Consider the following 12,717-nt stretch of genomic DNA (forward strand, 5'->3'; position numbering starts at 1 on the left):
GGCCCTCGTGGACAATGGCGAGCGATACCCACCCGCCGTACCGCCGCGACCCCCCGGGAGACCCCGTGCCACGCGCCATCGCCACCACCACCGCCGTCGACCGCGCCACCCTGGTGGAGACGCTGCGCGCGCGGCGCGACGGCGTCCTGATCACCCGCCGGTCCGACGACGGCGTGCAGGCCTCCCCCGTCACGTTCGCCGTCGACGGCGCGGGCCGCGTCGTCATCTCGACCTACCCGGAGCGGGCCAAGGCCGCCAACCTGCGGCGCGACGCGCGCGCGTCGCTGCTGGCGCTCGGGTCCACGTTCGCCGACGCGTGGGTGCAGGTCGACGGGACGGCCGAGGTCATCGACGCGCCCGACTCGGTCGAGCCGCTGGTCGAGTACTACCGCGCCGCGGCGGGCGAGCACCCCGACTGGGACGAGTACCGCGAGGCGATGGTGCGCCAGGGCAAGTCGATCGTGCGGATCACGATCGAGCGGTGGGGCCCGGTGGCGACGGGCGGGTTCCCGGCGCGGCTCGCCGAGGGCTGAGCGCCGTCAGGCGCCCGGCACGACGCGCGGCCACCAGTCGGCGGCCGGCGGCTCCCACGAGCTGGCGTCGGCCTCGACCTGCTCACCCGAGCGGATGTCCTTGACCTGGTCGGGTGAGCCCGGGAACCACACGAACGGGATGCCGCGGCGGTCGGCGAACTGGATCTGCTTGCCGAACTTCGCGGCCTTGGGCGCGACGTCGGCCGGAATCCCGCGGGCACGCAGCGCGGCGGCGACGGCGTCGGACGCCGCCCGCTGATCCTCGCTCACGACGGCGACCAGCGCGGCCGTCGGCACCCCGCGCGTCGCGGCGACCAGCCCCGCCGACAGCAGGCGCGAGACCAGCCGTGAGACGCCGATCGACAGCCCCACGCCCGGGTAGGCCGTCTTGCCGTCCGAGGCGAGCGTGTCGTAGCGCCCACCCGAGCAGATCGATCCCAGGGACTCGTGCCCGACCAGCACCGTCTCGTAGACCGACCCGGTGTAGTAGTCGAGGCCGCGGGCGATCTTGAGGTCGGCGACCACGACGCCCGGGGCGCGCACCGCGGCGGCCTCGATGAGCGCGCCGAGCTCGGCCAGCCCGGTCTCCAGCAGGTCGCTCGCGGCGCCGTACGAGGCCGCGAGCGCCCGCACCCGGTCGACCACGCCGACGTCGGCGCCCGAGATCGCCGCGAGCTCCAGGCAGGCCTTGGCCTGCTCTGGCGTCGCGCCGCACTCGGCCGCGAGCGCCTGCGCGACGGCGTCGGGCCCGATCTTGTCGAGCTTGTCGATGTTGCGCAGCACGCCCTCGACGTCGTCGAGGCCGAGGCCGCGGTAGAAGCCCTCGGCGACCTTGCGGTTGTTGACGAGGATGCGCACCGGCGGCAGGCCGACGTCGGCGAGCGCGCCGAGCGCGTCGGCCATGACCAGCGGCAGCTCGACCTCGTAGTGGTAGGGCAACTCACCCGCGCCGACGACGTCGACGTCAGCCTGGACGAACTCGCGGAAGCGGCCGTCCTGCGGGCGCTCGCCGCGCCAGACCTTCTGGATCTGGTAGCGCTTGAACGGGAAGGTCAGGCGCCCGGCGTTCTCCAGCACGTAGCGCGCGAACGGCACGGTCAGGTCGAAGTGCAGGCCGAGCTGGCGGTCTTGGCCCTCCTCGCCCTCGGCCTGCAGACGCCGCAGCACGTAGACCTCCTTGGAGGTCTCGCCCTTGCGCAGGAGCTGGTCGAGCGGTTCGACGGCCCGGGTCTCGATGCCGGCGAACCCGTGCAGCTCGAACGTGCGACGCAGCGTGTCGAGCACATGCTGCTCGACGACGCGACCGTCGGGGAGCCATTCGGGGAAGCCGGAGAGGGGGGCGATGCGAGCCATGGGCGCGATTCTCCCAGATCGCCCGGCCCGGCTCGGGCGCCCGCCGCTACAGGCCCCGCAGGTAGGGGTTGGTGGCCAGCTCGCGCGCCACGGTCGTCGTCGGCCCGTGGCCGGGAACGACACCGAGCTCGCCGTCGAGCGCCATGACCACGTCACTCAGGCTCGCGCGCATGACGGCGTCGTCACCCCCGGGCAGGTCCGTGCGCCCGATCCCGCCGGCGAACAGCACGTCTCCGGCCAGCACGACGCCGTCGGCCAGGTAGAGGGTCGAGCCCTCGGTGTGGCCGGGCGCCGGGCGGACGCCCAGGCGCAACGCGCCCGCGATGAGGCCTCCCGCGCCGTCGTCGCCCGCGGCGTCGAAAGGCACGACGTTGTCCGGGGCCCGGTAGTCCTCGGCGCGCAGGCCCAGGCCCGCGATCGCCGAGCGCAGCGCGTCGCTCACGCCGCCCGGCCCGCCCGTCAACCCCAACGTGCCGAACGGGTCGGCGAGCCGGTAGGCGTCGGCGGCGTGGATCCGCAGCGGCGCCTCGTACCGCTCGCACAGCGCGGCGGCGTCCCAGGTGTGGTCGACGTGCCCGTGCGTCGCGAGCACCGCGCGCACCCGCCAGCCGCGCTCGGCGACCAGGGCGCTCACGCTCGGTGCGACCCCCGCCCCGGCGTCAACGACGACGGCGTCCACGCCCTTGTCCCCCTCACCGTCGACGACGACGCAGCAGTTGGTGGCGAACACGGGCGCGACGACCAGATGGACCTGCACGCCGCCACCCTAGTCGGCGCACGCCGAACCAGGCGGTGTGACCCGGGACCCGGCGCCTAGACTGTGCCACGCACGCGTGCGCGTGCCCACGTGGGGAGGAGCAGGGTTTGGCGGCCACCAAGCGCGAGCGTGAGCTTGCCCGCAAACGACAGGCTCGCTGGGAGGCGAAGCAGCAGCAGCGACGTCGTCGCCAGCGGCTGATCGGCACAATCACGGCGGGCGCCGCCGTGCTGGCGCTCGTCGTGACCATGGCGATCGTCGGCCTGGGGGGCAACCAGTCCCCGGGCGCCGCCGCGGACGCTTCACCCACCCCGGGTGCGACGGCGACGTTCACGCTGCCCGACCCGTCGTTCGCCGAGAACCGGACCTGGACGGCGACGCTGTCGACCTCGGCGGGCGAGATCCAGGTCGAGCTCGACGGGCAGGCCGCCCCTCAGGCCGTGGCCAGCTTCGTGTCGCTCGCCCAGCAGGGGTTCTTCGACGACACGTCGTGCCACCGCCTGACCACGGCGGGCATCTTCGTGCTGCAGTGCGGCGACCCGACGGGGACCGGGACCGGTGGGCCCGGCTACACGTTCGGGCCGATCGAGAACGCCCCCGCCGACGACGTCTACCCGGCGGGCGCCCTGGCCATGGCCCGGGTCGGCGGCGACGGCGCGTCGATGGGCTCGCAGTTCTTCCTCGTGTACCAGGATTCCACCATCCCGTCCGACAACGCCGGTGGGTACACCGTGTTCGGGCGAATCACATCCGGCCTGGACGTCGTCCAGGCAGTCGCTGACGCGGGCGTGGCAGGTGGGGGCTCCGACGGCCCTCCCGCCACGCCGGTCACCATCGAAGGAGTTGACACCAAGTGAGCGATCCCGCTGCTGCAACGAACGACCCCACGTCCACGGAGGGCGTCGTCGAGGGCGAGGTCACGCACGGCGCGAGCGCGCCGGCCGAGACTCCGAAGACGCCCGAGGCTGGCGAGGGCGCCGACGCGGTCGAGGCGGCCGCCGCTCAGGCTCCCGCCGCCGAGGCCACCGAGGACGAGACGACCGGGGACTCGGCTCCTGTCGAGGCCACGACTCCTGACGAGCCCGCCCCCGCCGCGCAGACGGAGGCCGCCGAGCCCGCCACGGCTCCCGCGGACGCCCCCGCCCCCACCCCCGCGGCGCCCAAGCCGTCGCTCGTGCCCAAGCCGTCGCGGCTGCCCAAGCCCTCGCCGCTGCGCCGTCCGGCCGCGCCCGCCGCTCCCGCCGAGGCCGCCGCCCCCGCGCCGGTCGCTGCGCCCGTCGTCGACACCGCCGCGGTGTCGGCCGCCGAGGCCTTCGGCCGCGTGGACGACGAGGGCACGGTGTACGTCCGCGAGGCGGCGGGCGAGCGTTCGGTCGGCCAGTTCCCCGGGGTGTCGGCGTCGGAGGCCATGAGCCTGTACGTGCGCCGCTACCTCGACCTCGTGGCCAAGGTCTCGCTGTTCGAGACCCGGCTGTCGAGCGCCGACCTGTCGCTCAAGGAGATCGACCAGACCCTGGCCCGCCTGGGCGAGGAGACGGCCGAGCCGGCCGCCGTCGGCGACCTCGACGGCCTGCGTGAGCGGGTCGCCGCGCTCAGCGTGGTCGCCGCCGAGCGCCGCGCCGCGCTGGAGGCCGCTCGCGCGGCCGCCAAGGCCGAGGCCGTCGCCGCGCGCACCGCGATCGTCGAGGCCGCCGAGCGGATCGCGGCCACCGACCCGCAGCGCATGCAGTGGCGCCCCGCGGGCGAGGAGCTGCGCGCGCTGCTCGACTCGTGGAAGGACGCGCAGCGCTCGGGCCCGCGCATCGACCGGGCGAGCGAGGAGTCGCTGTGGAAGCGGTTCAGCCACGCGCGCACGGCGTTCGACCGCGAGCGGCGGCACTACTTCGCCGAGCTTGAGCAGCGCAACTCGACCGCCAAGGCCGCCAAGGAGCAGTTGGTCGCCGAGGCCGAGGCCCTTGCGACCAGCACCGACTGGGGCGCCACCGCCGGGGCGTACCGCGACCTCATGGCGCGGTGGAAGGCCGCGGGCCGTGCGGCGCGCCGTGACGACGACGCTCTGTGGGCCCGGTTCCGCGCGGCGCAGGACGCCTTCTTCTCGGCGCGCGACGCGGAGAACGCCGCGGTCGACGCCGAGTACACCGCGAACCTCACGGTCAAGGAGGCCATCCTGGTCGAGGCCGAGGCACTCGTGCCGGTCAAGGACCTCGCCGCGGCGAAGTCCGCGCTGCGGGGCATCCAGGAGCGCTGGGAGGCCGCGGGCAAGGTGCCGCGCGCCGACGTGCAGCGCGTCGAGGGCCGCCTGCGCGCCGTCGAGCAGGCCGTGCGGGACGCCGAGCAGGCGCAGTGGGTGCGCACCAACCCCGAGACGCGCGCTCGCGCCGAGGGCGCGGCCGCGCAGCTCCAGTCCGCGATCGAAGGGCTCGAGGCCGACCTGGAGCGGGCTCGCGCCCAGGGCGACAAGCGCAAGGCCGAGGACCTGGAGACGGCGCTCGCGGCGCGCCGCTCGTGGCTCGAGCAGGTCGTGCGCGCCGCGGAGGACTCGCGCGGCTGACCCGATATCCACAGGGCGGGCTCCACGGCCCGGGCGGCTTGGCTTAGCGTCCGGACCATGGAGCCCGCTCTTGTCTCCGCCCTCCTCGCACCGCCCGCGCCCGCCCGCCCCGTGGTGATCCGCCCCGCCGATGTCGGCGGGCGCGCCGCCTGGTGGGTGATGGTGCGCGACGGCGCCCTGCGGGTCGTGGCCGACGACGCCGCAGTGCCGGTCGGCGCTGCGATCCCGCCCGAGGCGCGCGCGGCGGCCATCGCCGGGCGCGTGCCTGCCACCGCCGTCGTCGTGGGACCCAGCGCGGTGTGGCTGCACTGTGGCGGGCTCGCCCCTGAGCCGCTCGACCTGGCGCGGCGCAACGGCACGCGCCGGCTCGCGTCGGAGTCGACGCGGGTCGGCGCCGTGCGGGTCACGACCCCGACGCGCACCGCGATCGACGTCGCGGCCATGCTGCCGCACGAGGTCGCGGTCACCATGCTGGTGGACCTCGCCCGCGCGGGCGTCGACCTCGGCGCGGTGGCGCGCTCCCTGGAGCTGCGCCCGCGCGTCGTCGGGCGCCCACGGGCCCGGATCACGCTGGCGGCCGCCCGTGAACGGCTCGCCGCCGAGGTCCACGCGCCCTAGCGTGGGGCGCATGTCCCCCTCCGCGACTCCCGCCGTCGAGCTCGACGTCGCCGGGCGCGCCGTGCGCGTCTCAAGCCCCGACCGCGTCGTCTTCCCCGACCGCGGGCTGACCAAGCTGCAGGTCGTCGAGTACTTCCTGGCCGTGGGTGACGGCATCCTCGGCGCGCTGCTGCACCGCCCCACCACGCTCGAACGGTGGCCCAAGGGCTTCTTCGACGGCGCGGTCATGGCCACGCGCGCCGACTCCCACGGCGACGCGTTCTACCAGAAGCGCCTGCCGCGGGGCGCCCCCGACTACGTCGAGACGGCCACGATCGCCTTCCCGTCGGGCCGCACGGCCGACGAGGTCGCCCCGAGCGAGCTCGCCGTCGTCGTGTGGGCGGCGAACCTGGGCACGCTGACCTTCCACCCGTGGCCCGTGCGGCGCCAGGACGTCGAGTCGGTCGACCAGCTCCGCATCGACCTCGACCCCCAGCCGGGCACCACGTTCGACGACGCGGCGCGCGTCGCGCCCGTCCTGCGCGACCTGCTCGACGAACTCGGCCTCACCGGGTACCCCAAGACGTCCGGCGGGCGCGGCCTGCACGTCTTCGTCCCGATCGCGCCGCGCTGGTCGTTCACGCAGGCGCGGCGGGCGACGATCGCGATCGGACGTGAGCTCGAACGCCGCCTGCCCCAGGACGTGACCACGAAGTGGTGGAAGGAGGAGCGCGGGCGACGCATCTTCGTCGACTACAACCAGATGGCGCGCGACCGCACGATCGCCTCGGCCTATTCGGTGCGCGCCAACAAGCGCGCCACGGTGTCCGCGCCGTTGCGCTGGTCCGAGGTGGCCGACGCCCACCCCGACGATTTCGACGTGACGACCATGCCCGCGCGGCTGGCGCAGGTGGGCGACCTGTTCGCCCCGCTGCGCGCCGACCGCGACCCGGCGCTCGACTGCTCGCTCGACGCCGCGCTCGACCTCGCCCGGCGCGACGAGGACGAGCACGGACTGGGCGACCTGCCCTATCCCCCCGAGTACCCGAAGATGCCGGGCGAGCCCAAGCGGGTCCAGCCCAGCCGCGACCGCGACCGTCCCCCCGATCAGGCGCGGCCGTAGCGCAGCCACACGACGCCGTCGGCGAACACGCGGGTCTCCCGCAGCCGCCAGGCGGCCTCGACGCCGTCGGGCAGGGCGCGCAGGCCACCGCCCACCGTATGCGGCACGACGTAGAGCTGGACGTCGTCGACCAGTCCCGCGCGCACCGCCACGCCCGCGACCGTGGCGCCGCCGATCGACACGACGCCGTCGGCCTCGGCGACGATCGCGGCGAGACGCTCCGGGGTGAGCCGGGGCTCGAGTCGCACCCCGGGCACACCGGGCACGTCGAGGGCGGCGAGCGAGTCCGACGCGATGACCTTGGGCGTGGCCCGCCACTGCAGGGCGAACTCGCGCACGACGTCGGGCGCCGCGTCGCTCAGGGGCGCGTCGGTGGCCCAGAACTCCATCGTCTCCCACATGCGCCGCCCATAGACCTCCAGGCGCACGTCGCTCTCGGCGGCGTTGACGGCGGCGTGGACCTCAGCGCTCGGCGTCGCGAAGTCGAACTGGCCGTCGGATCGGGCGGTGCACCCGTCGATCGAGCAGATGGCGGTATAGCGCAGAGTTCCCATGCCGGTGAGACGACGCCGGCGAGGCGAACTGAGCGGCGTCGTCAGGCCGTGCCCGGCGCCCCGGGCAGCAGCGCCGCCAGGTCGTATCCGACCGGCTCCTCAAGCTGGGCGTAGGTGCACGAGGCGGGCTCTCGGTCGGGCCGCCACCGCTTGAACTGGCTCGTGTGGCGAAAGCGCGTGCCCTCCATGTGGTCATAGCCCACCTCGAGCACGCGCTCGACGCGCACCGGGGTGAACGACAGGTCCTTGCCGCCGCTCCACCGCGACTGCGCGCCCGGGCGCCGCTCCCCGACCGCGGGATCCTGCCAGTCGGCCCACGGGTGCTCGTCGCCCGGGCCGACGGCCAAGGCAGCGAGCTCGGCGTACAGCGCGGCCCGCCGCGCCGTCGGGAAGGACGCGGCGACCCCGACGAACTGCAGCCGCCCGCCGTCGTCGTACAGGCCGAGCAGCAGCGAGCCAAGCAGCGGCGCCTGCGCGGTCGAGTCCTTGTGCGGGCGTAGGCCCGCGAGCACGACGTCGGCGGTGCGCGCGTGCTTGACCTTGGCCATGGTGCGCTTGCCCGGCTGGTAGGGGTCCGCCAGGGGCTTGGCGACGACGCCGTCGAGCCCCGCGCCCTCGAACTGCTCGAACCAGCGGCGGGCCACGGCCGCGTCGGCGGTGCGCGGCGTCGCGAACACCTGCGGGCCGTCGAGCCCGAGCGAGTCGAGCGCGGCGAGTCGGTCGGCCAGCGGGCGGCCCGTCAGGTCCTGGTCGCCCACGGCGAGCACGTCGAAGACGACCAGGCTGGCGGGAACGGCCTGCGCGAGCGTCCGCACGCGTGAGGCGGCCGGGTGGATGCGCTGCGAGAGCGCCTCGAAGTCGAGGCGGGCGCGGCCGTCCCCGGGTTGCGCGACGACGATCTCGCCGTCGACGACGCATCGTTCGGGCAGCGCCGCGCGCACGGCGGCCACGACCTCGGGAAAGTAACGGTCGATGGGCCGGGCGTTGCGCGAGTCGATCCGCACGTCCTCGCCGTCCCGGTAGACCACCGCGCGGAAGCCGTCCCACTTGGGCTCGTAGTCCCAGGCCGGCGGCTCGGGTTGGTCAGGCACGCCGGCCACCGGCTTGGCCAGCATCGGCAGGATGGGCGGGCGCAGCGGGAGCGTCATTGCTCGATGGTGCCACTGGGCGGTGGGTTCGACAGGCTCAACCACCGAGGGCGCTCAACCACCGGGGGCCGCGGCTCAGGGGGCCGGCAGGTGCGGCTCTCCCGCGGCCTTGGCGCCCGTGATGCGGTAGACGTCGAACACGCCGTCGACCTTGCGGACCGCGGCGAGCACCTGCTGCAGGTGCGCCGGCTCGGCCATCTCGAACACGTACCGCGACATCGCGATGCGGTCCTGCGTGGTGGAGACGGTCGCCGACAGGATGTTGACGTGGTTGTCGGACAGCACGCGCGTGATGTCCGACAAGAGCCGCGAGCGGTCGAGCGCCTCGACCTGGATCTGCACCAGGAAGGTCGTGCTCGCGCCGGTCGTCCAGGCGACGTCGACGATGCGCTCGGGCTGGGCGCGCAGGCCCTCGACGTTGGCGCAGTCGGCGCGGTGCACCGAGACGCCGGCGCCGCGCGTGACGAACCCGATGATGTCGTCACCCGGCACGGGCGTACAGCACTTGGCGAGCTTGACCCAGATGTCCCCGACACCCTTGACGATGACGCCGGGGTCGCCCGCGCGGGCGCGGCGCGGCGTCGTCGGGACCCCGGGGACGGCCACCTCGGCCCGGTCCTCCTCCGTCCCGTCCGCGCCGCCGAGCGACTTGACCAGCAGCTCGATGACGTGAGGCGCCGAGACGTGCCCCTCGCCGACCGCGGCGTACAGCGCCGAGACGTCGGCGTAGCGCAGCTCCGTGGCCAGTCCCACCAGTGCCTCGTGCGACAGCAGCCGCTGGATCGGCAGGTTCTGCTTGCGCATCGCCTTGGTGATGGCGTCGCGACCCTGCTCGATCGCCTCCTCGCGGCGCTCCTTGGTGAACCACGAGCGGATCTTGTTGCGCGCGCGGGCCGACTTGACGAACGCGAGCCAGTCACGCGAAGGCCCGGCGGACTCCGCCTTGGAGGTGAGGATGTCGACGACGTCGCCGTTCTGCAGCTGCGAGTCGAGCGGCACCAGGCGGCCGTTGACGCGCGCGCCCATGGTGCGGTGGCCCACCTCGGTGTGCACCGAGTAGGCGAAGTCGACGGGCGTCGCCCCCGACGGCAGCGCCATGACCTCGCCCTTGGGCGTGAAGACATAGACCTCGGCGCCGCCGATCTCGTAGCGCAGCGAGTCGAGGAACTCACTCGGATCGGCCGTCTCACGCTGCCAGTCGACCAGCTGCCGCAGCCACGCCATGTCGTTGGCGCGCTCGTCGTCGGCGGTCCCCGGCTTGCCCGAGCGCGCCGTCTCCTTGTACTTCCAGTGCGCGGCGACGCCGTACTCCGCGCGCCGGTGCATGTCGTGCGTGCGGATCTGGATCTCGACGGGCTTGCCGCCCGGGCCCACGACCGTCGTGTGCAGCGACTGGTACAGGTTGAACTTGGGCATCGCGATGTAGTCCTTGAACCGGCCCGGGACCGGGTTCCAGCGCGCGTGCAGGGCGCCGAGCGCCGCATAGCAGTCGCGCACCGAGTCCACGAGGACGCGCGTGCCCACCAGGTCATAGATCTCCGCGAAGTCGTGGCCGCGGACGATCATCTTCTGGTAGATCGAGTAGTAGTGCTTGGGCCGGCCCGTCACGGTCGCCTTGATCTTCGCCTGGCGCAGGTCGGCCTGGACCTGCTCGCGGACCACCGACAGGTACTCCTCGCGCGCCGGCGCGCGCTCGGCGACCAGGTGCACGATCTCGTCGTACACCTTGGGGTACAGGGCCTGGAAGGACAGATCCTCCAGCTCCCACTTGATGGTGTTCATGCCCAGGCGGTGGGCCAGCGGGGCGTAGATCTCGAGCGTCTCGCGCGCCTTGCGCTCGGCCGACGAGGACGGCACGTACTTCCAGGTGCGCGCGTTGTGCAGCCGGTCGGCGAGCTTGATGACCAGCACGCGGATGTCCTTGGCCATCGCCACGACCATCTTGCGCACCGTCTCGGCCTGCGCGGCCGCGCCGTACTTGACCTTGTCGAGCTTGGTGACCCCGTCGACGAGGAGCGCGACGTCGTCGCCGAACTCGGACCGCAGCCGGTCCAGCGAGTAGTCGGTGTCCTCGACGGTGTCGTGCAGCAGGGCCGCCGCGATCGTCGTGCCCTCGAAGCCGAGCTCGGCGAGGATCGTCGAGACCGCGACCGGGTGGGTGATGTACGGGTCGCCGCTCTTGCGCACCTGCCCGCGGTGCGCCTTCTCGGCGACCGTGTACGCGCGCTCGATGACGGCGAGGTCGGACTTCGGGTGGGCCGCGCGCACAGCCTGCAGCAGCGGCTCGAGCGCGGGGCTGACGCCGCTGCCCCCGCCCCGGACCCCGAGGCGCACCAGACGGTTGCGCACGCGCACGCCAGTCCCCGGCGTGGCCGGGATGGTGTCGTCGCCCATGGCGCGCCTCCTTCCGCCGGTGTGAGGCGCCAGTCTACGACCCGGCTGACTCCTCGACGCGCAGCAGCGTCTCCACGACTCTGCCGCTCAGGCGCTCTCGCCCGCCCAGGCCTGCCAGCTCCATGAGGAACGCCGCGGCGACCACCTCGCCGCCTGACCGCTCCACCAGCTGCGCCGCCGCGGCCGCGGTCCCGCCCGTCGCCAGCACGTCATCCACCAGGAGAACGCGGGCGCCGACCGGAAGAGTCCCGGTGCGCAACTCGATCGCCGCCGATCCGTACTCCAGGTCGTAGGAGACCCGCTCGACCGGCGGGGGCAGCTTGCCCGCCTTGCGCAGCGGCACGAACCCGACGCCGAGCCGCGTCGCCAGCGGCGCGCCGAGCAGGAAGCCCCGCGCCTCCATGCCCGCGACCACGTCGATCGCGTGGCCGTCTGGGCCCTCGCACAGCCGCGCGAACGCCTCGACGACGTCGGCCAGCGCCGCGCCGTCGGCGAGCATCGGCGTGATGTCGCGGAAGATGATCGGCTCGTGCGGGAAGCCCGGCACGTCGCGGATCAACGACCGGACCTCCGCCGCCCTCTGCGGCCCGAGGCCGCCGAGGGCGACGAGGGAGATGTCGTCGGTCATCGGCTCTTGCGCCGAGGCTGGGCCGCCTGTCCGAGGTGGTGTCCCGGCTGGAGCTGGACGGCGCCTGCGTTGACGAGGACGTCGTCACCCGCATCCGACCCAGCGCGCGCCGCGAGCACCTTGGCGGTGTGCGCCTTGATCTTCGGCTCCCGCTCACGCAGGGCGACGTCGAGCGGCGTCGCGAGGAACAGCGACGACGCGGCGCCGACGGCGATGCCGACGAACAGCGAGAGCGACAGGTCGCGCAGCGTCCCGGCACCCAACAGCAGGGCGCCCACGAACAGGATGCCGCCGACCGGCAGCAGCGCCACGACCGAGGTGTTGATCGAGCGGACCAGCGTCTGGTTCACGGCGAGGTTCGCGCGCTCGGCATAGGTGGTGCGCGTCTGGTCGAGCAGGCCGTCGGCGTTCTCGCGGACCTTGTCGAACACGACCATCTTGTCGTAGAGCGAGAAGCCCAGGATGGTCAGGAACCCGATGATGGTCGACGGCGTGACCTCCCAGCCGATCAGCGCGTACACGCCGGCCGAGACGAGCAGGTCCGTCAGCATCGAGACGATGGCCGCGACCGACATGCGCCAGGCCCGGAAGTAGACCGCCATGAACGCTGCGGCGGCCAGGACGAACACGACGACGCCCCACAGGGCGCGCATCGACACGCCCTGCCCCCAGGTCGGACCGACCGACGAGACGGTGATGTCATCGGCCGGGACGATGCCGTAGGCCTCGGCCAGCCGCTGGCCGATCTCGGTGATCTGATCCGGATCGAGCTTGAGCGTCTGGATGCGCAGCGCGTTCGATCCGACCGACGCCACGCGCGGCTCGTCGCTGGGAGCCACGGCGCGCACGGCCTCGATCGCCGGAGCCTGCTGGGTGGTGGAGACGTTCTCGACCGAGATCTCGGTCCCGCCGCGGAAGTCGATGCCCAACGCCAGGCCCTTGAAGCCCAGGATGGCGATCGAGGCGATCGCCAGCGCCGCGGCGACCGCGAACCACCGCTTGCGCTGGGCGACGATCGCGTACGAGCGCCGCCCGGTGTACAGGTCGTTGCCCCATGCGGCGAAGCTGAAACCGGCCAT

At 73.8% G+C, this 12,717-nt stretch carries 12 protein-coding genes; 5 read left to right on the forward strand and 7 right to left on the reverse strand.

Annotation, left to right across the window (positions count from 1 at the left end; translation table 11 throughout):
• Positions 1 to 65 precede the first annotated feature (65 nt).
• Positions 66 to 533: a PPOX class F420-dependent oxidoreductase gene (locus tag EV386_RS06115; protein WP_130413276.1), complete on the forward strand. Its 468-nt coding sequence runs from the start codon at positions 66 to 68 to the stop codon at positions 531 to 533.
• Between the two features lie 6 nt (positions 534 to 539).
• Here EV386_RS06115 and hisS read toward each other — a convergent pair whose 3' ends face one another.
• Positions 540 to 1,886, reverse strand: a complete 1,347-nt coding sequence (hisS, locus tag EV386_RS06120) for a histidine--tRNA ligase (RefSeq protein ID WP_130413278.1) — start codon at positions 1,884 to 1,886, stop codon at positions 540 to 542.
• A gap of 46 nt (positions 1,887 to 1,932) precedes the next feature.
• Positions 1,933 to 2,643: an MBL fold metallo-hydrolase gene (locus EV386_RS06125; protein WP_130413280.1), complete on the reverse strand. Its 711-nt coding sequence runs from the start codon at positions 2,641 to 2,643 to the stop codon at positions 1,933 to 1,935.
• 107 nt (positions 2,644 to 2,750) lie between these two features.
• Between EV386_RS06125 and EV386_RS06130 the strand changes: the two genes are divergently transcribed.
• Genes EV386_RS06130 through ligD form a run of 4 tightly spaced genes read left to right on the forward strand, consistent with a single transcriptional unit; the run spans position 2,751 to position 6,914 of the window.
• Complete coding sequence (locus EV386_RS06130; protein ID WP_130413282.1) at positions 2,751 to 3,500, forward strand: peptidylprolyl isomerase; 750 nt, start codon at positions 2,751 to 2,753, stop codon at positions 3,498 to 3,500.
• The gene (locus EV386_RS06135) at positions 3,497 to 5,194 is read left to right on the forward strand and encodes a DUF349 domain-containing protein (RefSeq protein ID WP_130413284.1); all 1,698 of its coding nucleotides are present in this window, start codon (positions 3,497 to 3,499) and stop codon (positions 5,192 to 5,194) included. The genes EV386_RS06130 and EV386_RS06135 overlap by 4 nt, the downstream gene beginning before the upstream one ends.
• 57 nt (positions 5,195 to 5,251) lie before the next feature.
• Entirely contained in the window at positions 5,252 to 5,812 is a 561-nt protein-coding gene (locus EV386_RS18255) for a hypothetical protein (RefSeq protein ID WP_165399861.1), read from the forward strand.
• A gap of 10 nt (positions 5,813 to 5,822) precedes the next feature.
• Entirely contained in the window at positions 5,823 to 6,914 is a 1,092-nt protein-coding gene (ligD, locus tag EV386_RS06140; RefSeq protein ID WP_130413286.1) for a non-homologous end-joining DNA ligase, read from the forward strand.
• Here ligD and EV386_RS06145 read toward each other — a convergent pair.
• The 5 genes from EV386_RS06145 to secF form a co-directional block, all read right to left on the reverse strand.
• Positions 6,899 to 7,468 carry a dihydrofolate reductase family protein gene (locus EV386_RS06145; protein WP_130413288.1) on the reverse strand — a complete coding sequence of 190 codons (570 nt, stop codon included), beginning with the start codon at positions 7,466 to 7,468 and terminating at the stop codon, positions 6,899 to 6,901. The two genes, ligD and EV386_RS06145, sit on opposite strands and share 16 nt — an antisense overlap.
• Positions 7,469 to 7,509: 41 nt before the next feature.
• The gene (locus EV386_RS06150; RefSeq protein ID WP_130413290.1) at positions 7,510 to 8,616 is read right to left on the reverse strand and encodes an ATP-dependent DNA ligase; all 1,107 of its coding nucleotides are present in this window, start codon (positions 8,614 to 8,616) and stop codon (positions 7,510 to 7,512) included.
• Between the two features lie 75 nt (positions 8,617 to 8,691).
• Positions 8,692 to 11,010, reverse strand: a complete 2,319-nt coding sequence (locus tag EV386_RS06155) for a RelA/SpoT family protein (protein WP_130413292.1) — start codon at positions 11,008 to 11,010, stop codon at positions 8,692 to 8,694.
• Between the two features lie 34 nt (positions 11,011 to 11,044).
• Entirely contained in the window at positions 11,045 to 11,638 is a 594-nt protein-coding gene (locus EV386_RS06160) for an adenine phosphoribosyltransferase (protein WP_130413294.1), read from the reverse strand.
• Complete coding sequence (gene secF, locus EV386_RS06165) at positions 11,635 to 12,717, reverse strand: protein translocase subunit SecF (protein ID WP_130413296.1); 1,083 nt, start codon at positions 12,715 to 12,717, stop codon at positions 11,635 to 11,637. The genes EV386_RS06160 and secF overlap by 4 nt, the downstream gene beginning before the upstream one ends.

This window comes from Xylanimonas ulmi, assembly GCF_004216535.1.
GTDB classification, from domain to species: domain Bacteria; phylum Actinomycetota; class Actinomycetes; order Actinomycetales; family Cellulomonadaceae; genus Xylanimonas; species Xylanimonas ulmi.

Coding starts and splice junctions, on each gene's coding strand:
- hisS (WP_130413278.1), bottom strand. CDS start 1,886: ATGGCTCGCATCGCCCCCCTCTCCGGCTTCCCCGAATGGCTCCCCGAC.
- EV386_RS18255 (WP_165399861.1), top strand. CDS start 5,252: ATGGAGCCCGCTCTTGTCTCCGCCCTCCTCGCACCGCCCGCGCCCGCC.
- ligD (WP_130413286.1), top strand. CDS start 5,823: ATGTCCCCCTCCGCGACTCCCGCCGTCGAGCTCGACGTCGCCGGGCGC.
- EV386_RS06145 (WP_130413288.1), bottom strand. CDS start 7,468: ATGGGAACTCTGCGCTATACCGCCATCTGCTCGATCGACGGGTGCACC.
- EV386_RS06150 (WP_130413290.1), bottom strand. CDS start 8,616: ATGACGCTCCCGCTGCGCCCGCCCATCCTGCCGATGCTGGCCAAGCCG.
- EV386_RS06155 (WP_130413292.1), bottom strand. CDS start 11,010: ATGGGCGACGACACCATCCCGGCCACGCCGGGGACTGGCGTGCGCGTG.
- EV386_RS06160 (WP_130413294.1), bottom strand. CDS start 11,638: ATGACCGACGACATCTCCCTCGTCGCCCTCGGCGGCCTCGGGCCGCAG.
- secF (WP_130413296.1), bottom strand. CDS start 12,717: ATGGCCGGTTTCAGCTTCGCCGCATGGGGCAACGACCTGTACACCGGG.